At 67.3% G+C, this 20,657-nt stretch carries 11 protein-coding genes and 3 pseudogenes; 3 read left to right on the forward strand and 11 right to left on the reverse strand.

All coding sequences use genetic code 11. The annotated features are described in order from the left end of the window. Positions 1-79: 79 nt before the first annotated feature. The 7 genes and pseudogenes from ACW4E8_RS00720 to ACW4E8_RS00750 form a co-directional block, all read right to left on the reverse strand. Positions 80-3,409 (reverse strand): ATP-binding protein, encoded by a 3,330-nt coding sequence (locus ACW4E8_RS00720; RefSeq protein WP_456802760.1) that lies wholly within the window; start codon positions 3,407-3,409, stop codon positions 80-82. A gap of 221 nt (positions 3,410-3,630) precedes the next feature. Beyond that, positions 3,631-4,779, reverse strand: a complete 1,149-nt coding sequence (locus ACW4E8_RS00725) for a fimbrial protein (RefSeq protein WP_456802761.1) — start codon at positions 4,777-4,779, stop codon at positions 3,631-3,633. A gap of 70 nt (positions 4,780-4,849) precedes the next feature. Beyond that, the gene (locus ACW4E8_RS00730; protein WP_456802762.1) at positions 4,850-7,420 is read right to left on the reverse strand and encodes a fimbria/pilus outer membrane usher protein; all 2,571 of its coding nucleotides are present in this window, start codon (positions 7,418-7,420) and stop codon (positions 4,850-4,852) included. A 116-nt stretch (positions 7,421-7,536) separates the two neighbouring features. Beyond that, positions 7,537-8,307 (reverse strand): fimbrial chaperone, encoded by a 771-nt coding sequence (locus ACW4E8_RS00735; protein WP_456802763.1) that lies wholly within the window; start codon positions 8,305-8,307, stop codon positions 7,537-7,539. 102 nt (positions 8,308-8,409) lie between these two features. Next, positions 8,410-8,966, reverse strand: a pseudogene (locus ACW4E8_RS00740) (fimbrial protein). A 417-nt stretch (positions 8,967-9,383) separates the two neighbouring features. Further along, positions 9,384-10,832 (reverse strand): HAMP domain-containing sensor histidine kinase, encoded by a 1,449-nt coding sequence (locus ACW4E8_RS00745; RefSeq protein ID WP_456802764.1) that lies wholly within the window; start codon positions 10,830-10,832, stop codon positions 9,384-9,386. Further along, positions 10,829-11,185: a winged helix-turn-helix domain-containing protein gene (locus ACW4E8_RS00750; protein WP_456802765.1), complete on the reverse strand. Its 357-nt coding sequence runs from the start codon at positions 11,183-11,185 to the stop codon at positions 10,829-10,831. Before ACW4E8_RS00750 ends, ACW4E8_RS00745 begins: the two co-directional genes overlap by 4 nt. Between ACW4E8_RS00750 and ACW4E8_RS00755 the strand changes: the two are divergent. After that, positions 11,121-12,116, forward strand: a pseudogene (locus ACW4E8_RS00755) (TonB-dependent receptor domain-containing protein); the annotation flags it as partial. The gene ACW4E8_RS00750 and the pseudogene ACW4E8_RS00755 sit on opposite strands and share 65 nt — an antisense overlap. Before the next feature lie 445 nt (positions 12,117-12,561). Here the strand turns inward: ACW4E8_RS00755 and ACW4E8_RS00760 are convergent. Continuing rightward, on the reverse strand, positions 12,562-13,755 hold the full coding sequence (locus ACW4E8_RS00760) for a trehalase family glycosidase (RefSeq protein WP_456802766.1): 1,194 nt from the start codon (positions 13,753-13,755) through the stop codon (positions 12,562-12,564). Between the two features lie 63 nt (positions 13,756-13,818). On the opposite strand from ACW4E8_RS00760, the pseudogene ACW4E8_RS00765 reads away from it, so the two are divergent. Continuing rightward, a pseudogene (locus tag ACW4E8_RS00765) lies at positions 13,819-13,938 on the forward strand (IS110 family transposase); the annotation flags it as partial. Between the two features lie 274 nt (positions 13,939-14,212). Here the strand turns inward: ACW4E8_RS00765 and mdtD are convergent. The 3 genes from mdtD to ACW4E8_RS00780 form a co-directional block, all read right to left on the reverse strand. Beyond that, positions 14,213-15,637, reverse strand: a complete 1,425-nt coding sequence (mdtD, locus tag ACW4E8_RS00770; RefSeq protein WP_456802767.1) for a multidrug transporter subunit MdtD — start codon at positions 15,635-15,637, stop codon at positions 14,213-14,215. Positions 15,638-15,766: 129 nt separating this feature from the next. Continuing rightward, positions 15,767-16,870, reverse strand: coding sequence for a metal-dependent hydrolase (locus ACW4E8_RS00775; RefSeq protein ID WP_456802768.1), 1,104 nt, complete (start codon positions 16,868-16,870; stop codon positions 15,767-15,769). Beyond that, positions 16,846-17,469 carry a hypothetical protein gene (locus tag ACW4E8_RS00780; RefSeq protein WP_456802769.1) on the reverse strand — a complete coding sequence of 208 codons (624 nt, stop codon included), beginning with the start codon at positions 17,467-17,469 and terminating at the stop codon, positions 16,846-16,848. Before ACW4E8_RS00780 ends, ACW4E8_RS00775 begins: the two co-directional genes overlap by 25 nt. Before the next feature lie 283 nt (positions 17,470-17,752). Here ACW4E8_RS00780 and ACW4E8_RS00785 point away from each other — a divergent pair, with 283 nt between their 5' ends. After that, positions 17,753-20,599 (forward strand): AMP-binding protein, encoded by a 2,847-nt coding sequence (locus tag ACW4E8_RS00785; RefSeq protein WP_456802770.1) that lies wholly within the window; start codon positions 17,753-17,755, stop codon positions 20,597-20,599. Positions 20,600-20,657 lie beyond the last annotated feature (58 nt).

Consider the following 20,657-nt stretch of genomic DNA (forward strand, 5'->3'; position numbering starts at 1 on the left):
CGTGCCGGCATTCAATGCCGGTCATCTTCGCTGCTCTGAATATTAGGAGTCTTCCGAAAAACCCGAATTAAGGTATTCCTTAAATAGTACTCGGCCAATCGCGTCGGGCCGCATCCTGGCTGCCTTCATGGCTTTCAGGAAAGCCAAAGTATGCGGCAAGATACAACGCCAGATTATCGACCTGGGCTTGCACGACTGCCAGCGCCTGGGCCGCACCCAGCTCCAGTTCCCGGCACAGTTCGACAATCTCCTCGCCATCTTCGGCATGCGCCATGGCCCCCCGCATACGATGGGCATGATGGCGGATCGCCTTCAGTTCCCCGCTGGCTGCCGCCGCGGATAGTCGCTTGAAATCCTCGCGCATGGTGCGCTCCAGCAACGCCATGCTGGCAACGTCATCCTCCACACGGGCGGAGCCAGCCGCGCCCGCGGCACTCTGTGCCAGGCCGGGTGCATGCGCGGGCAGCACCGCGCGCAGACACTCGGCCAGGTCGCCCAGCAGGATGGGCTTGGACAGGTAGCGATTCATGCCGGCTTCCAGGCAGCGCTCGGCCTCACCCTGCGCGATGCTCGCGGTAAGCCCGACGATGGGCAGCGTTGCCCCCTGCGCGCGCAGCCTGCGGCTCAGTTCGTAGCCGTCCATGCCGGGCATGTGGACATCCGTCAGCATCAGGTCAAACTTGTGCTGGCGCAACACTGCAAGCCCTTCTTCGCCACTGGCGGCAAGCGTCGGCCGGCAGCCAAGGCGCTCAAGCTGCTGTTGCATCAGCAGCCGGTTGTAGGGATGGTCGTCGACCACCAGTATCTCCAGCCCCAACTGCGGCGTGGGGTCGACAGGCCCAGCCAGTGGCGGCGCACTGACCGGCGTCATGCCGGCCGCCTTGCAGAACGCCCGCAGGATGCCCGCCTGATGATAGGCACTGACCAGCCAGCTGCCGGCGATCAGCTGTGGTTCCGCCGGGCCATCGGCGCGCGCAAAGACCACGCCGGCATAGCCTTCGGGGATGGCCTCGATGTGGCGGGTGGCAACGAGCAACACCATCCCCGGTTCCGGCGCCGGCCCACGGCAAGCGACCGCCCTGCAGCCCATGGCGCGCAGATTGTCGATGGCATTGTTGCGGATTTCATCATTTTCCGATAGCACGGCCACCGGCGGCAGCACCGGCTCCACCTGTCCGCGCGGCCCGGCTTCCGGCAACCTCAGCAATACCCGGAAGACGCTGCCCTGGCCCGGTTCGCTCTGCACGGAGATGCTGCCGCCCATCAGGGCGGCCAGGCGTCTGCAGATCGACAAGCCCAGGCCCGACCCGCCAAACCGCCTTGCGGTGGAAGCATCTGCCTGCACGAAAGGCTCAAACAGCCGCGCCTGGACCTCTGGCGCAATGCCTGGCCCGGTATCCGCCACCTCAAGCTGGATGCCGATCCTGCCGTCCGCATCGGGCGCTTCGCTCTGCGGCGCGCGCTGCAGGCGCACGATGACATGGCCCTCTGCCGTGAATTTCAGCGCGTTGCCGAGCAGGTTGCCGATAATCTGGCGCACCCGCACCGGATCCCCGATCAGGCAAGGCAAGCCGGGCTGTGGATAGGACGGCAGCGCAATGCCTTTTTGCAGCGCGATCGGCGCCTGCGCGCGAACCGTCGATTCCAGCAGGTCGACCGGATCGAACGGCACGGCGTCCAGTTCGATCTGGCCGGCTTCCGCGCGGGAGTAGTCCAGCAGGTCATCCAGTATCTGCAGCAGGACCTGCGATGAGGACTGGATGGTCGACAGCATCTCGCGCTGGCTGTGCGCCAGCTTTGTCAGGGACAGCAGCTCCAGCGTGCCCAGCATCCCGTACAGCGGCGTCCGGATTTCATGACTCATGGCGGCCAGGAACTGCGATTTGGCGGCGCTTGCCTCATCCGCCAGCTGGCGTGCGCGCGAGAGAGCGCGGTGCGCTTCGCGTTCGCCGGTGACATCGTGGATCGCACACAGCAGTACGTCTTCACCCTCGAAGCGGGTGTGGCGGCCGACTACCAGCACGTCGCGTGCTCCCCCGTGGCCGGAAGGCACCTGCAGCTCCAGCCGCGCGGGCTGGTCGCCCCGCCGCGCCAGCATCTCGTCCAGCCACGGGCGGCCCGCCGTGCGGGTGTCGAGCGGCAGCCATTGCGCGGCGAGCGCGTTCTCGACCCGTACATGCGCATCGGCTGTGCGCACCACCCGCAGGCCGACCGGCGCGGCCTGCATCACGGTACGGTTGAAGCGTTCGCTGTCCTCGATCCGTTCAGCGTTTTGCTGCATCGGCACCAACACCCGGCGCCGCAGCATGCCGGCACCGGCCAGCACCGCGAGCACACCAAGCCCGTAGAGCAAAAGCGCAGCCGCCAGCGCCGGGCCATGATCCGCCAGCGCCTGCGACAGCGGATAGGCGTAGGCCGCGCGCCAGCCATGGTCGCGTGCCATGCTGCCAATCATCAGGCTGCCCTGCTCGAACCAGTAGGCTACGCCTTGCCGGCTGCTGCCCAACTCACGCGCCACCCGCTCACCCAGCGCTTGCGGGCGCAGCCAGCCGGCGTCGCTGCCCTGGTACAGCAGTCGCCCTTGCGCATCGAAGAACATTGCCCGCCTGCCTGACGCGGCGTGCGTGGCACCCGGGATGCTGACGTCGCCCATCAGCGCGCGTGCAGGAATGGCAGTCGCGGCATACGCCACGAGATTGCCGCTGGCGTCACGGACTGGCAGGAAGCAGCTCAGCATCGGGCCCGGCTCGATGGTGCCCTGGTACGGCCCGGTCCACAGCGGTGAGGCGACCGGCGTCTCAGGTTGCGCTTCGCGCGACCGGTTCGCCAGCGCTTTGGCCCAGTTGCTGACAACATCAGCAAGCAGCGGCCCGCTCAACGCCAGCGCCCCCGGAAGCGCCGGTGTCACGAATGCCTGGCTCCCGTCGGCAGCCACGAAAGCCGAGCGCACCCCCTGCGGCGCCTTACCCCAGTACGCGCGCTCGAAGATGGCGAATCGAACGATGTGCGAAACCGTGGCGGGACGCTCCGCCGCTGGCACGGGCGTGCCCATCAGCATGGTGGCCGGATTGGTCAGGCCAGGCACTTCGACGGTACGGGCACTGCCTGGAGGCACCCCCGTCAGCATGGCTTCGAGCTGGCCAGCCAGCCGGTCGCTGCGCACCAGCCGATACTCCGGCCCGGAGATTTCTGCCATGCGCCGGATGAAATACTCGTGCGTAGCCTTTACCTCCAGCACCGCGCCGAAATGCAGGCGGTTGGCCGACGCCTGTTCCCACAGGATGCGCTGGAACAGGCTATGGAGAAACAGGGCAAGGAAGCTGCTCATCACGACGATCAGCAGGCTAACGACAACGGTGAGCAGGCGGCTGTGCACCTGCCGGTTCGCGCGCGACAGCCAGTTGACCATTGACGGGCTCCGTCTCGGCTGCCTGCCTGACGCCGCCAGCGCCCAGCGCGGGGATCAGCAAGCGCCCAAGGTGAGTGAAATACTGCCTTCGGGATTATGCATCACATTGCAGCACGACAGATGTCCTCACCGAATCCATCGCCGGCCAAAACAAGAGCCCAGCGCGGCCGCATGCAGCGCCGCACAGGGCGCTCATTGTCATTACGCGGAGGGGCTCGTCCCTACTGGTAGGTCATGGTGAACGTCATTCCTGAGTTGGCGGCTCCGGCCGTCACGGTGCTTCCGGTCTGGTAGTAGCGTGCCTTCAGTGGAATGACGTAGCTGCCACCAGTGCTGCCGCTATAGTCGCTCAAGACCTTTGTTGTCCCCAGCGGGAAAACATTGCCGGAACTATCGAGCAACTGCACGCCGATGCCGGATGCCGTCGAAGAGGCATCGAGCGACACCACCGAGTTCGCAGCATCGAGAACCGGGGTCACGGCGTCAATGCGATAGTTCACCGAATTCATGCCGGCCGGGCAGTTGTTCAGCGCGATATTGAATCCCGTCGATGACGTATAAGTGCCCGGCCCGGCAAACTCCTTGTTCTGATGCGTGCCCAGATTGACTGTCACGTCAGGAGTCTTGCAGGCAAGTTCCGCGAATGTGGCATTGCCCGTGACAACCACTGGCACGACACTGGTTGCGTTTGAAGCCTGGTACTGCTGGGCCATGCCTGCCTCCGCAATGGTTCCGGCGAGCGATACGGTGCCGCCCTGGATCGGCCCGGTCTTGACGTAGGCAAAGGTAAAGCCGATGCCAAACTTGACCCCGTTGATCGCGCTGCTGTTAGTCCATGCAGTCCAGACTTCCCAGGCCGCGGGAGCATTCCGCGGCGAAGTCCAGCCGCCGCTTGGAAGGGCACTGGCCGCCCCGATGATCAGGCCGACACCTGCAACGTTTGTCTGATAGACCGTATAGTTGATGCCGCCCTCAGAGTAGGTCATGCCAGTCGATGCCAGCGTGGAATGATAGGCGACACCAAAATAGACATTCGGCTGCAGTAAATTGCAGGTCCACTCAGTCGGATAGGTCTTCTGCAAGGCCGTGAACGGCGTGATCCGCGTGCCCACCGGGGTATCGCGCGGCACGCCGTATGTACCAGTGGGCACGGTAAAGTTCAGTGCACTGGCACTCGGTGTGCAGGAGAATGTCGCGGCGAACGACTGTCCATGCAATGCCAGGCAAAGCAGCAGCACAGCCGCCTTCAGAATTCCGTGCCATGGCTTGGCTGTCGCCCCGCCTCTACCCCCTGATCGCCTGAGGATAGGCAGTACCTTATGCACGGCGCCACTGCGATGGCTTTGATAGGGGTTTAGCAGATTCAACATCTTGATGTCCTGCGCATGCCGTGGCTGGCATGCAGTAATGCAATTGCGGGCGGCGCCATTCGCTCGACCCCTAGCGGCAAACCGCCTCCGCGGTCTGATACGAGGCATTCGCGTCTTTTTCAACCTTCGGCAGGACATAGTCCAGCTTGCATGCTTGCGCAACGGCCCTACCCCATTTCACGCTCAGTTGGCCGGCATCCGTCTTCAGGCCGCGCGCGATGATGCGACCGCCCTGAGCGACAGTGCCAACGCTCTGGCCGTGTGCATCGAAGACCTCCGCCCCAAACGGCAGCGGCTTCCCATCCGGTCCGTTGGCCCGCAGAAGCGCCGCGCGCCCCGGGTTGTCCGTCTCGAACTTCATCTTCACGATCGCGCCCGCGGTCGGCGCCACGTTCTGCTGCGTGGTCTTCAGCTCCACGCTCATCGGCAGCCCCTTCGGGTCGATCTCGATCTGGTTGGTGGCGAATGGCGTCAGGGTCGGCACCACGGCGTGGCCCCAGGGGTCCACGCGCAGGCCGCTGCCGTTGGCCAGGCGCGCACCCGCGGCATCCTTGGCCTCGATGATGGCCATGGTGTCGCCCATCGTCGGGGTGAACGCCACGCCGCCCGCATAGGCCACGATGCCGCCGCTGATGCCCAGGCCTGCCTGCGAGAAGTTGCGGCCCGTGCTGGCGCTGGCCGTCATGGTAGCAATCGGCGACACATAGCCGACGTTGGCACCGACAGAGGCTGCATCCCTGGTGTTGCCGCCACCGGTGTAGCCGGCGTTCACGCCGTAGGTGAAGGCGTTGTCCTGGCCCAGGGTGCCGGTCACTGTTTCCTGCAGCGACGTGCCGCCGGTGGAATCGTGGCTCAGGCTGGTCATCGAGTACGGCGCGTGCTGGCCCTTGCCCAGCGGGATACCCACGTTGAGCATCACCCGGGTGTCCCACTTGCCTGAGCCGACGTTGAACTGGCGCGACGCCGAGACGCCATAGTTGATCCGCTTGTAGCTGTTGTTATAGCCCGCCTGGAACTGGGTATCGGAACCGCCGCGGTTCCAGTAGTTCTGCGTGGAGCCGGACAGGTAGAACGAACCGTAGCCTTGCGGCAGCATCTGGTTGATGGTCATCTGCAGGCGCCCGCGCTGGATGCCGCTCAGGAACATGCCAGGGCCCAGGCCGCGCTGGTCCAGGTCGCGCAGCGCCATGGCATCGGTCATGCTCAGGTAGCCGCTGCTGGAATAGCGGTAGGCGGCCAGCGTCAGGTTGGTATTGGTCGGTGCCACCAGCTTGCTGTACGACAGCCGCACGCTCTGGCCGCTCCGGTTGGACGCATTCTGCAGGTTGGTCCAGGCTTGGGTCACGTCGGCGCCGAAGGCACCGACGTCCGTGTTCAGCGCCCCGCCGCCCATTACCGCCGTGTAATCCTGCGCCGCGATGAAGCCGCCGTAGCCGGTCACCATATTGCTGATGCCGTGCTGCACGGTCGCCTGCATCATCATCGGCTTGCTCTGGATCGACGTATTGCGGTACTGGCCGACGGTCATGCTGTAGCGCGTGACGCCCGGGCGCAGCGCATTGACGGCTGCGGCGTAGGGCACGCGCGAGGTATGCACGCTGCCATCGGCTTCGGTGACCACCGCCTCGAGATCGCCGCCGTAGCCGGTCGGATACAGGTCATTGATCTCGAATGCGCCGGGGGCAACCGTGGTTTCGTAGATGATGTTGCCGCCCTGGCGGATCTGCACGCGGGCGTTGCTGTTGGCAATGCCATGGACCACCGGCGCATAGCCGCGCTGAGATTCCGGGTACATCCGGTCGTCGCTGGCAATCTGCACGCCACGGAAGCCGAAACTGTCGAACATGGTGCCGTCGGTGAAGGCATCACCGATGATCAGCTGGCTCCTGATCGGCGCAATCGAGCGCTGCAGGCTGGTCTGCACGCTCTGGTAGCGCGTGCCCTCGACGTCGCCGTGCGTCAGGTTGCCCAGATGGCGGAAGCGCCAGCCACCGAAGTTGAGTCCGGCGTTCACCCCGACGTAGCTCTGCGTGGTCGACATCCCGCTCGAATCGGAGTGATAGACGTTGGCGTTGTACTGCACGCGCGCCGCGGTCACGCCTTCGTCCCAGTACTTGGGATCGACATAGCCGCGCGCCGAGCGCGACATGGCGATCTGCGGCACCGAGACGTCCAGGCGCTGCTCGCCGTTGTCGAAGGCGGCCGTGGCATCGGGGATCAGGTCGGGCAGCGATACGCAGCCCGTGTCCAGCCGCGCCGACGCCTCCGGTGACAACTTGGTCAGGTCCACGCCCATGCGCTGGATCGCGGTACGGTCAAAGCACGGCTGCACGTTGCGGCTGTCTTCGCCCACCTGGCGCAGCGTCACTTCGGCACGGCCCAACCAGACTTCATTGACGTACAGCTCTGCGCGATAGTTGCCCGGCAAGGCCACGTTGCCTTTGTTGAAGCGGCTCACATCGATGCGGCTGCCGCCGGGCTGCTGCAGAAAGGTGTCGTTGAACTCCACTTCCGCCAGCAGCGGCGACCCGCCGGTACCGCCAGGTGCTGCCCACGCACCAACGCTTGCGAACAAGGACAACACCACCGCACTGGCCGGACGCAGCCGGGACGGGAACGACGAGGTCTTTTGGGTTTTCATGGGTTTATGCCGCATATCTGGCCATGCGCGGGCAAGACTTGCCCCTGCCGCTTGTTGCGGCATCGTCAATCGGAGAAATCAGCTTGGAAGAACGCCGGGCGCGGCCCGGCGTGTGGTCAGCGCGAAGCGGCCTGGGGGGCGCTGTTGCCCAGTGCGGCTTCGCCGCTTACGGCACCGCCGTAGTCATTGATGGCGTTGTAGCGAACCCTGGCTTCGGTGCCTTGCGCAACATCGCCGGTCAGCGGGAACATCCTGGTTTCGCCCGGGCCGACCATGCCGCCTTCTTCAAACTTCGCGGTCTTGCCGCCGCCAACCAGTTCGAGCTTGGCGAATGAAACGTGATACTTGCTGGGGTTGCTCGCTTCAAGCGCCGGCTTGCCGCCTGCCTGGGTAACGCGCCAGCTGATGCTGCCAGGGGCGTCGTCGGCGTTGCCCTTCAGGCCCGCGGGGCGGAAGAACAGCTTGATGCGCGAGCGGAAAGCCAGCTGCAGCTTGTTGACATCAGCCTCTTCGGCGGTGGGCTTTGGCGGGACCTCCAGCACATTGAGCCAGAACACGGATTCGCGGTCCTGCGGCAGTGGCTCGCCGGTGTAGAGGATGCGCAGCGTCTGGCCCTTTTTCGGGTCGATGCGCGACACCGGCGGCGTCACGGTGAACGGTACTTCGATGGACGACGGCGCAGCCTTCGGGTCGCCCTTGTCGATCCACACCTGCGTCAACGCCGGCGACTGGCCTTCGTTGGTCAGCTTGATCGTGGTCTCGGTGTCTTTTGCGTTATAGATGACCCGCGTGCCCGCAATGACCACGGAAGCTTGCGCGTGCAGCGCGCTCATGAGCCCCAGCGCGATCACGCCGGCGGAAATCAGGGACTTGATGGTCGTTTTCATGGTGGTACCGGGGGACTTGATCAGGTAAACCGGCACACACTTGAATGTTCGGAAGGCGCGGAGCGCGCCGGTAACACGCTCCGCGCCCTGTGGTACCAGGGCTTACTGGTAAGAAATCGAGTACATCACGGTCGAGTTGGCGGCACCGGCCGTTGCTGCGCCAGTTGCGTAGTACTGTGCGTAGTACGGCAGCGTGGCCGAGCCGCTGTTGATGGCGACGACGCCGGAATTCTGCGCAGCGTCGGCAAAGCCGGCCTTGATGGGGTTGGCGGGACCGCTGCCGCCGTTCAGCAGGCGGATCTGCACGTTGGTGGCGCCGCCGGCGTCCACGATCAGGTTACCGGTGGTGCTGTCGGTGGTCGGGCCTGCCTCGAAGAAGGTATGCACGTTGCTGTGTTCGGCGTGCAGTTGGTCAGGGCGATATAGAACGCCGTTTGGCCAGCGGTGTCACCAGCTTGGGCCAGGGTGGAGGCCGAAACGGTCGGCAGCGTCACGGTAAAGTCCTTGCTGCCCGTGCCGTTGCCGTTGATCGTGCAGGTCTGGGCGGTGATCTGGCCCTTGAAGGTGATTTGGCCGTCGGCATTGGCAGCGTGTGCAAACTGTGCGCCCATGGCGGCACCGGCGACGATCAGAGCAGCGAAGAGCTTGGTATGGGTCATGATGGGTGATTCAAATAGGTTGATAGGTAGATGGCTTTCGGATCCAACGGATCCCGCCCCGCCCCGTGCCGCCATTGAACCGCCGGATTTGTGTTGCAGTTGCCGGTTGACCCGGGGACAGCTGAACTATATGTATGGCACTTAATGCCACCAATCAGGCAAGCCTTAGATCTTGCTCAGAATTTTTTCCGTTGCGGCGAACAGGCGTCGCAGTGGTTCTTATGCGTCATGACGCATGAGTCCGGCTTGCCGGCGCAGGGCAAATGTGCCTGCGAAGCGCTTGGCCGGTGAGGAGACAGGCGCCGGATCAATCTGCATCATGGCTGCCACCTTGAAGCGCAGGATCCGGCCAAGGCATACACGCCACTTGCAGCGTCTACGTGGCGCAAAGGCCATCTCCGCCGCATCCGTGCGCTCTTAGTTTGTCGAAGTCTCAGCCGTGCAAACAGCGCCGCCACACGTCCTGCGCGGCAGGCAAATCTGCAGCGCCAGCCCGCGCGGCGCCACGTTGCGCGCCGACACCGTGCCGCCATGCGCGGCAATGCCCGCTTGCGCGATGCTGAGCCCCAGTCCCGCCCCGGTCGGATGCCCCGGACCGCTGCGCACGCGATAGAAGGGTTCGAACAGGCTCGCCAGCGCGTCTTGCGGAACGCCGGGCCCGCCGTCGACGATATCGATCCGGATCGCCGTCTCATCAGCCTGCAGCGTCACGGTCACGGGCGCAGCGGGATCGGTGTACCGGACCGCATTGCGCAGGATGTTCTCGATGGCGCTGCCCAGCGCCGCGGCATCGGCCTCGACGATCAGTTCATCCGGGGGAGTCCAGCGGATCGCCACGCCCCGCGCCGCGGCTTCGAAGCGGGCATCGGTGACGATGACGTCGACCAGTTCCGCCAGGTCGATCGGGCCGCGCGCCGGCGCCATCGCATGCAGCCGCGCCAGCTGCAGCGTGCGTTCGACCAGCGCATCGAGCCGTTCCGACTCGCGCTCGATGCGCTCGAACTGCAGGTCGAGCGTGGCGTCGCGCCGCCGCGCCAGCTCCAGCGACAGGCGCAGCCGCCCCAGCGGCGAACGCAGTTCATGCGCGATATTGCGCAGCAGCTGCTCGCGCCAGTCCATCAGGCGCTGCAGGCGGTCGGCCATGGCATCGAAATCGCGCGCGAGCTGACCCAGCTCGTCGGCGCGGCGGGCCAGCACAGGCGGCGTGCGCGTGGCCAGCTCGCCGTCGGCAAGCGCCTGCGTGGCTTCGCGCAGGCGCCGCACGGGGCCGGTTACATGCAGCGTCAGCGCCCAGCACAGCGGCGCCGAGACGGCCAGCGCGAACAGGCCGAGGGCGAGCACCACAGGCGACAGGTGCAGCACCTCCCAACGCGACGAATCGAACGGCAGGAACAGCATCAGCAGCTCGCCGCCTTGCGGCAGCGCGATGGGTTGCGGGTCCCACCATGACACGCGCGCCCCGGGCCCGGGCACATGCGCGACAGCATGGCCGATCAACCCCGCGCGCCACATCGGCACCAGCCGGTCGGCCAGGCGGTTGCGCAGCCGCGCCGGCAACGGGCGGCCCAGCAGTTCCTGCAGCGTGTCGTCGACAATGTAGATGTCCAGCGCCGAGGCGTGCGAATCCATCGCCCGCAGCCAGCGCTTGAGCCCGGGGCGCCCCTGGGCCTGGGCGATCTCCAGCGCATCCTCGGTCAGCGCCGCGGGGCTCAGGCCATCGAGCGCGTCGAAGCGGTACCAGGCCACCGCGGCCGTCAGCGCCATGCCGATGCCGACGATCGCGGCCATGCCCAGCCAGAAGGTCAGGAAGTTGCGCCAGAACAGCGGCAGCGGAAACAGCGCACGCACGCGGCGCCGCCAGTTCACGGCGCCTGCACCAGCATATAGCCCTGGCCGCGCAGGTTGCGGATCAGCAGCGGCGAAGTGATGCCGTCCAGCGCCAGCTTGCGGCGCAGCGCGCTGATATGCGTGTCGAGGCTGCGGTCGTAGCGTTCCGGCGCGCGGCCCAGCGCGAACCGGCCGATCTCGGCGCGCGCGACCACCCGGCCCGGCGCCCGCATCAGGATTTCCAGCACGCGCCGCTCGGCCCCGGTCAGAGGCGCCTCGGCGTTGCCGTGGATGGCTACGCCGGACGCCAGGTTCAGGCGCAGCGCACCAGCCTCCAGCCACGGGGTCTGTGCGGGCGCGGCGGGCGCGGCGCTGTGGAAGCGGCGCAGCACCGCATGCGACCAGACCGGAAACCAGATCGCCGGCGGCCCAAACCAGGTCGAGCGCTACCAGTGGGCGCTGTTTGCCGAGGACGAGTGGCGCCTGGCGCAGAGCTTTGCCCTGACCGGCGGCGTGCGCATGGATCACGACCAGAACTTCGGCCAGCACTACAGCCCGCGCTTGTACGGCGTGTGGCATGCGGCCGAGCGCTGGACGGTCAAGGGCGGAGTGTCAACCGGCTTCCGAGCACCGGACCTGCGCCAGACCGTGGCCGGCTGGGGCCAGACCAGCCGCGGCGGCAATATGTACGGCAACCCGGGCCTGAAGCCTGAGACCATGGTGTCGCAGGAACTGGGCCTGCTCTATGACAAGGGCAACGGCCTGCAGGCGGGCGTGACGCTGTTCAACAACGACTTCAAGGACAAGATCACGCGCGTCGCCTGCCCGACCACGCAGTGCACCGACGGCCCCAACCGGTTCGGCGCCAACCCGACCACCTACATGAACGTGGACCGCGCCTACTCGCGCGGGGTGGAAGCCAGCCTGCGCTGGCCGATCGCGCAAGCGTGGTCGCTGACCGGCAGCTATACCTATACCAAGTCGGAGCAGAAGAGCGGCCAGTACCAGGGCCAGCCGCTGAACCAGTTGCCGATGCACCTGTTGGTGGCCACGCTGAACTGGCGGCCGAGCGAGAAGGTCAACGCCTGGGCGCGCGTCAACTACCGCGGCAAGGAGAGCCAGCCGATCACGGGGCCGTCGTCCAGCACTGTGGTGGCGCCGTCGTACACCGTTGTCGACCTGGGGGCGACCTATGCGGTTACCAAGAATGTGTCGGTGTTTGCCGGCATCTACAACCTCTTCGACAAGCAGGTGAACTACACCGACTATGGGCATGTCGAGGATGGGCGCCGGTACTGGATGAGTGTGGCGGTGAAATTTTGAATTGTGGCTGCATCAACGCCTTCGGCTGCGCTCCGCGCAAGCGCCCAATGACCGTCAGCGCATTTTGAGCCTGCGCAGCAGCCGTAGGCGTCCCCGCAATGCCGCTCGCAGCAGGCGGCCTACGCCCTGCATGGGGATCGTTCAATAGTGGGTGATCGGAGGCACTGTCCCTGACTCACATGGCGTAGCAGGGTCGAACGGGCACCCACGCCCAAGCGGCAAGCACCACCGTGTGAACCACCAACACCGTGCAATTTATTGCCAGCCGCATAGGCGACGCGTTTCTTGCTTACTTCTTGTCGCTTGGACAAGAAGTAAGTCGCCGGCTACGCCGGCGAAACAGCCCACACTAGTCAAGAGCGACGCCCGACCGCATTGAGCAGCAATGCCACCCCCCCCAACGATAAGCGAACGGTACGCGCGATGCGAGCGCGGTGTGCCCACCTCAGCTCGCCACATCATCCGCCCGGCACGTTGCCCGCACCTCTCCATAGAGAGCCATCAACGCGCCCGCAATCGCATTGGTCCAGCCAAAGCCATCCTGCAACGGATACTCGCCCCCGCCCCCACCCAAGGCCCGCCCATCGATACTCCGGATGCGGTATTTCTCCACCAGCTTGCATTCATGGGTGTAGAGACTGGCCACGGTCGCCAGCCAGCGCTGCGCGATCTCGCGCGCCAGGTCGTCATGGCCATAGCGCGCCAGCCCGCGCACGGCCAGCCATTGCAGCGGCGCCCAGCCATTGGGATGGTCCCATTGCTGCCCGGAAGCGCATTCCGTGGTGGCCAGCCCGCCGTCAACCAGCAGCCGCTCCTTCACCGCCTGCGCCACGGCTTGCGCCTGCGGCGGCCGCGCAAGACCGAGATAGAGCGGCATCACCGTTGCCGCAGTCAGGCACAGGCGCGGCGCGCCGCGGCACCAGTCGTAGTCGACAAAGGCGCCCGCGCGGTCGTCCCACATGTATTGCAGGATGGCTGCCTCGCGCCGCTGCGCCGCTGCGCGGTAAGCCTCTGCCGCGGCATCGCCCACCTGCTCGCACAGCGCGGCGAGGCGCGTTTCCAGGTGCCAGAGCAGTGCGTTGAGGTCGACCGGCAACATCGCCGTGGTCCGGATGGTGGCAAGGTCCGCGGGCTGGCCGGTGGGCGTGGATGGCGAATCGAGCCAGCGTGAACTGAAGTCCCAGCCCGATTCCGCCGCGGCGCGCAGGTCGCGGAACACCAGATGATGCGGCCGGCCGCTGCGCATCGCGGTCTCCATGTCTTCCAGGAAGGCTTCCTCGCGCGGCCACGGGCGGTCGTCCCTGTAGCGGTTCAGCACCGCGCCGTCGGGCAGGCAGACCACCCGCCGGTGCGCGTGGCCAGGCCGCACGCAGTCGGCACCGTCCATCCAGAAGGCGTATTCCCGGCGCAGCTGCGGCAGGAAGTCGATGGCGCTGGCCAGCTGCTCGCGCTCGAGCAGGTCCACCATCAGCGCAAACACCGGCGGCTGCGAGCGGCTCAGGTAGTAGTTGCGCGTGCCATTCGGCACCAGGCCATACGTGTCGATCAAGTAGGCGAAGTTCCGCGCCATCTCCACCATCAGGTCGCCGCACCCGCTGCCGGCCAGGCCCTCCATGGTGAAGTAGATCCTATGAAGCATTCAGGCCGTTGCCAAGCCAAGGCTTAGAATCAGTCTGCCGAGCTTGACTCATAGGAGAGCATCATGCGTACAGATCAGGCATACACGGGGGTGTTGGCGGTGTCGCTCGAACTGGCAACCGCGAAGTGGAAGGTCGCGTTACACGACGGGCAGCGTGAGCAACCCGCGATACACACCAGCGCTGGCCGCGCCGCCGCATGGACCTTGCCGGGCGCCGCCGATGGCCCCGGCACCGCGCCGGCGCCGTCAGGGGTGGCCGGGGCCGTGCGCGGCACCGTGCTGCCGCCGGCAGTCGGGCCTGGCGACGGCGGGATGGCCTGTTCGGACTCGGCCTTGCCTGTCGGCTGCATGGGCGCCTCCTTGCACCGGGCGCTGCCGGCTCATGTGGATAGGAGCCGGGAAGTGCCGGGTAAGTTCGCGGCCGCCCCCCAAAGCGGCCCATGTGTCACGCAGGCGTTCACACCTCCTTCTCCCCATGCTGCACCGGCACCGCCGAAGCCACCTCCCGCACGCCCAGCTGCATGAAGATCCAGGCCGACGCACACGTGATCAGCCCCATGCAGATAAAGGTGGCATGAAACGCCGGCAGCACCGCCGCGGTATCGCCGCCAAAGCGGTGCTGGAAGGTCGCCAGCAAGGCGCCCGCCGAGGTCACCGCCAGGCTCATCGACAGCATCTGCACCATCGACAACATGCTGTTGCCGCTGCTGGCGCCGGCCCCGCTCAGGTCCTTCAGCGTGACCGTGTTCATGGCCGTGAACTGGATCGAATTGACCATGCCGAACACGGCCAGCAGCGGGACCAGCAGCCACAGCGGCAGTTGCGGCGTGATCAGCGCAAAGGCTGCCATCACCAGCCCCACCACGAAGGTATTGGCCACCAGCACGCGGCGGTAGCCGTGGCGCTGGATCAGGCGCGTGGCCAGGCGCTTGGAGGCCATGCCGGCCGCGGTGACGGGCAGCATCATCAGGCCCGCATTGAACGGCGAATAGCCCAGGCTGATCTGCAGCGTCAGCGGGATCAGGAACGGCATCGAGCCGTTGCCGATCCGTGCGAACAGGTTGCCCAGCAGCCCTACGCTGAAGCTGTGGATGCGGAACAGCCGCAGCGGGAACAGCGGCTGCTTGCTCCGGTTGGCGTGCAGCCCGTAGGCGGTCAGCGCGGCCATGCTGGCGATCAGCAGCATCAGCACGGTGGCGTGCTGGAAGCCCAGCCCGGCCAGCCCGTCGAGCGAGAATGACAGCGCCAGCATGGCGATGGCCAGCAGCAGGTAGCCGGCGATGTCAAAGGGCCCGATGCCGGTCAGCCGCGCGTTAGGCATATAGCGCACCGTAGCCAGTGCGCCCAGCAGGCCGACCGGCACGTTGATCAGGAAGATCCAGTGCCACGACAGCACCTGCGTCAGCCAGCCGCCCAGCGTCGGCCCGATCAGCGGGCCGATCATGCCGGGGATGGCGACGAAGCTCAGCGCCTGCAGGTACTGCTCGCGCGGGAAGGTGCGCAGCACCGAGAGCCGCCCCACCGGCAGCAGCATGGCCCCGCCCACGCCCTGCACCACGCGCGCGCCGATCAGGAAGTTCAGCGTCGGCGCATAGGCGCACAGCAGCGAGCCCACCACGAACAGCCCGATGGCGGTCTGGAAGATGGTGCGGGTGCCGAAGCGGTCCGCCAGCCAGCCCGAGGCCGGGATGACCACCGCCATGGTCAGCGAGTAGGCAATCACCACCGACTGCATCCGCAGCGGACTCTCGCCCAGGCTGCGCGCCATCGACGGCAGCGCGGTGTTGACGATGGTCGAATCCAGCGTCTGCATGAAGAAGCCGACCGCCACCACCCACAGCATGATGCGGCGGGTGCGGTCGTCGGGCTGGGGTGTGGTCATGTGGCGGGCTCCGGTCCGGCCGGGCCCCGGAATCCCGGTGTGCGCCGGCCAAAGCCGACACCTTAAAGGTCTATCGCGGAACAGGCAAATCGATGCGTGGCCAAGCGCCGCGCTGCTGGTGGCGCCACGCTAGTCGAGGCGCTGGCGCTGGTCCTGGCTGAAATAGGCAAGCCGGTACAACTGCCACGGTGCCTGCGCACTGTCGCGGCAATAGCCATAGCGGAAGGTGTCTTCCATCGCGGGCAGGTCGTAGCGCAGGTCGGTGAACCAGACGCATGCGACCGCTTCGCCCGGCGGCACGGATGGCGTTGCCCGTATCGCCGTGATGGCGGACAAGGCCGGATAGACCGCGAATTGCCTGAAATCGGCAAAGTCCGGCCGCACCCAGAGCTGCCATGCCAGCGCCTGCTCAGCCGGCGCCTCCGGCAGCCGCGGCCGCTGTGTCCAGGCCATGCGCCCGGGCGGCTCGTAGGCCCTGGCCATGGCTGGCAGGCGCCCCAGCACCTGCCATTGCGGCACCCAGGCCGGATGCCCGGCCAGGTTGACGTGGGCGACGCGGTAGTCCGTCTCCGCGCGGGCGATCAGTTTCCAGTTGAACGGAGAAAACGGCTGGGGCAGCGCGTCCACGCCCTGCGCCTGGATGCCGGCGGCGCGCAAGGATGCATTGCCCAGTTCCAGCGCCCGTTGCTTGAGCACGGCCTGGACGCCGACATAGGCGCAGAGCAGCGCCATGCCCGCCAGTGCTGCCCGACTGCGCCACTGCAGCGCCAGGAACAGTGCCAGGACCAGGCCGGACACGACGATGCCGCTCAGCAGCGGATCGACCAAGAAGCTGGTGCCAAGGCTGAAGCGCCGCTCGGAGCCGGGATAGAAGATGCGGGTGCCATAGACGGTGATCAGGTCCAGCGCGATATGGCTGGCCACGCCGAGGCAACTGACGGCGAGCGCTTCCCTCCAGGCCTCGCGCCGGCGCGCCAGCAGGCAGAACAGGCCGGCAAGCAGCGCGCCCCAGGCAGGGAGCAGCAGCAGCGAATGGGTCGGCCCCTGGTGCCACTGCGCCAGGAAACGCAGCGGATGGACCAGGAAGCCCAGGAAATCAATATCCGGAAAGGCACCGGCGGCAGCGCCAAGCAGCAGGCGCTCGCGCGTGCTGAGTCGCCGGCCGGGGACCTCGGCCATGGGGATGGCAAGCGCGGCCTGCGCTCCCATCAAGGCATGCGTGATCGTGTCCATCCGGACCGGGCTCCCTTGTCGCCAGGGCGGCGCCAGGCCAGGCGCTCGGCGCAGCGCAGTTGCCGTTCGAGCCAGGCTTGCGTGCGCCCGGCATCCGGCGAACGGTCGCGCAACCAGTAGCCGAAGGTGGAGAGGAAGATGCCGGTCAGCACGACCTCCCCCACTTCGCGGCGCCAGCCGGATTCGGGCAGGCGGGCCGATTCCCGGATCCACTGCACGGTGCTGCTGATATGCAGCAGACCCTGCACCTGCAGATGCAGGTGCTCCGGCTGCAGCTTGTAGCGCAGCATCTGGGCGGTGAGCTGCCGGTGCGGGGCCAGCGCCTCGAGCCAGGCGAGGATGGCCTGTTCCAGGCGCTCGCGGTGGGACAGGGCGGCCCAGCCTTCATGCGTGGAAGCGCGCACGAGCGCAAGGTCGGCCCGTTCGAACCAGGCCTCGGCCAGGTCGTCTTTCTGCCGGTAATGCCGATGGATCTCGTCCAGGCCGATGCCCATGTCGTCGGCGACGTCATGCAGGTGCAGGGCGTCCCAGCCGCTGCGCTCGCCTAGCATCAGGGCGACCTCCAGGATCCGGCCGGCCAGGGCTGCATCGTCGTTCATCGCTTTGCCATCCTCGGGAATGCGCGTCTGCGCTCTACCTTCCAGCATAGAGAGGCAGCCCGCACGCGAGCGCGGATTTCTGTGTCATGTGCGCGATGCTGCCACTCATGATCGGTGTGCAGTCGGGGGCTTGCCCGCCTGTGCCCGGTTCGGCACCTGCCTCGACAATTTCCGCACGCGGGCTATCTTTAGGGTGTCAGTCCAGGCGCCATCCGGAACGGCCGCCGCGCCAGCCAGAATTCGGCGGCGGCCGCGGCGTCGCGTGGACAGAGGCCGTACGCGCATGAAAGCGGATTCTCCCCCGAGGCAGAACTACGAGGATGCCCTGCTCGGCATCGTGCGGGAGATGTCTTCGGCCATGCGCCCGCCGGCCGAGTCCGAAGTGACGGTCGCGCTGGACAGCACGCTCGAAGGCGAACTGGGCTTCGACAGCCTGACGCGCGCCGAGCTGCTGACCCGCCTTGAACACCGCTTCGGCGTCAGCCTGCCGGAGCAGGTGCTCGCCCAGGCCGACACCCCGCGCGCCCTGCTGCGTGCCTTGCTCGCCGCCCAGGACCTGCCGCCCGGCGCAAGCGGCACGCACCTGCGCCAAGCCCGCCCTGCCCCGGCGGCACAGGCGCCCGACGGCGCCGCCACCTTGCCGGACGTGCTGCGCTGGCATTTGCGGAGCCACCCGGAGCGCACCCACATCGTCTTGCAGGACGGCGATGGCGCAGACACACAGATCAGCTTTGCGCAGCTGCACCGCGGCGCCGCGGCCATCGCCGCCGGGCTGGTCGCCCGCGGCGTGCGGGCGGGCACGGCAGTGGCCATCATGCTGCCCACCAGCCCCGAGTACTTCTACAGCTTCTGCGGCATCCTGCTGGCGGGCGGGATCCCGGTGCCGCTCTACCCGCCGGCCCGGCTGGCGCAGATCGGCGACCACCTGCAGCGCCACGCCGGCATCCTGGCCAACGCGCAGGCGCCGATCCTGATCACGGTGGCCCAGGCGCGGCCGCTGGCGGCCCTGCTCAAGGCCAGCACTGGAACGCTGCAAAGCGTGCTCACGCCGCAGGAACTGGAGGACGGCGGCGGCGCCCCGGTCCATGCGATGCTGCGCACGCACGACATCGCCCTGCTGCAATACACCTCGGGCAGCACCGGCTCGCCCAAGGGGGTCGTGCTCAGCCATGCCAACCTGCTGGCCAACCTGCGCGCCATGGGCAAGACCCTGGCCGTCGGCTCGCAGGACGTTTTTGTCAGCTGGCTGCCGCTCTATCACGACATGGGCCTGATCGGCGCCTGGCTGGGCAGCCTGTACTACGCCTACCCGCTGGTGGTGATGTCGCCGCTTGCCTTCCTGGCGCGGCCCGAGCGCTGGCTCTGGGCGATCCACAAGTACCGCGGCACGCTCTCGGGCGGGCCCAACTTCGCCTTCGAGCTGTGCCTGCGCAAGCTGGCCAATGCCGACCTGGCCGGACTGGACCTGTCCAGCTGGCGCTTCGTCTTCAATGGCGCGGAGCCGGTGAGCCTGCAGACGATGCGCGCCTTCATGGAGCGCTTTGCCCGCTACGGCCTGCACCCGCAGGCCGCCGCGCCGGTGTACGGGCTGGCGGAGGCCTCGCTGGGCCTGACCTTTCCGCCGCTGGGCCGCGGGCTGGCCGCCGACCGCATTGACCGCACCGAATTCACGCGCACTGCCGTGGCCGTGCCCGTCGGCGAACGCGAGCCTCCTGGCGAGCGCGAGACCCTGGAATTCCCGTCCTGCGGCCGGCCGCTGGACGGCCACGAAGTCCGCATCGTCGACGCCACCGGGCGCGAACTGGCCGAGCGGCATGAGGGACTGCTGCAGTTCCGCGGCCCTTCGGCCACCAGCGGCTACTTCCGCAATCCCGTGCAGACCCGCCAGCTGTTCGACCGCGGCTGGCTGAACACCGGCGACTATGCCTATATCGCCGCCGATGAGGTCTATATCACCGGGCGCGCCAAGGAAACCATCGTGCGCGGCGGCCGCAATATCTATCCCTATGAACTGGAGCAGGCAGTCGGCGCCATCCCCGGCATACGCAAGGGCTGCGTGGCCGTGTTCGGCAGTCCCGATCCGGATAGCGGCACCGAACGCATCGTGGTGATGGCGGAAACCGCCGAGAAGGATGTGCAGGCGCGCCGCGCGCTGCACCGGCAGGCGCTGAAGACCGCCCTCGACGTGCTGGGCATGCCGCCCGACCATATCGCGCTGGTGCCGCCGCACAGCATCCTGAAGACATCGAGCGGCAAGATCCGGCGCGCCGCCTGCCGCGAGCGCTTCGAGCACGGCCGCCCCGGCCGCGGCGTGGAAGCGCCCTGGCTGCAGATCGCGCGCTTTGGCTGGCGCGCGCTGCGGCCGGAGCTGCGGCGCGGCCGGCAGACCGCCGCGGGCCTGTCCTACGCCCTCTATGCCTGGCTCCTGTTCGCAACGCTGGCGCCGGCGACCTGGCTGGCATCGGTTGCGCTGCACCGGCCGGCACTGGGCTGGGCGCTCAGCCACCACGCCGCCCGGCTGTTTCTCAGGCTGGGCGCGGTGCCCTGGTTCGTGCAAGGGCTTGAGCACCTGCCGCGCGACCGGCCCTGCATCCTGGTCTCGAACCACGCCAGCTACCTGGACGGCATCGTGCTGGTGGCGGCGCTGCCCACACCGGTATGCATGGTCGCCAAGCGCGAGCTGCAGGGCCAGCGCATTCCCGGCGCCTACCTGGCCAGCATCGGCGCCGACTTCATCGATCGCTTCGACAACGTGCGCGAGCACGAGGACGTGGAGCGCGTGGTGGCGGCGGTGCGTGCCGGGCATTCGGCGCTGTTCTTCCCCGAAGGCACCTTCGGGCGCGCGCCGGGGCTGCAGGCCTTCCGCTCGGGCGCTTTCCTGGCGGCCGCGCGGGCCGGCGCGCCGGTGGTGCCCGTCGCCATCCGCGGCACCCGCTCAGTGCTGCGCGATGGCCAGTGGCTGCCGCGCCGGGGGCCGATCGGCGTGGTCATCGGCAGCCCGCTCTGGCCGGACGGCGAAGACTGGCCGGCCGCCATGCGCCTGCGCAACACCGCCCGCGCCGAGATCCTCCATTACTGCGGCGAACCGGATGCGCGGCGCACGACGCACCGGGATGCGAGGCGGGCCTAGTGCCCCGCGCCGCGAGGAACTTGCCATGACATCTGCCGACGGCGCAGGACACTAGCGG

The organism is Cupriavidus sp. CP313, from assembly GCF_054072015.1.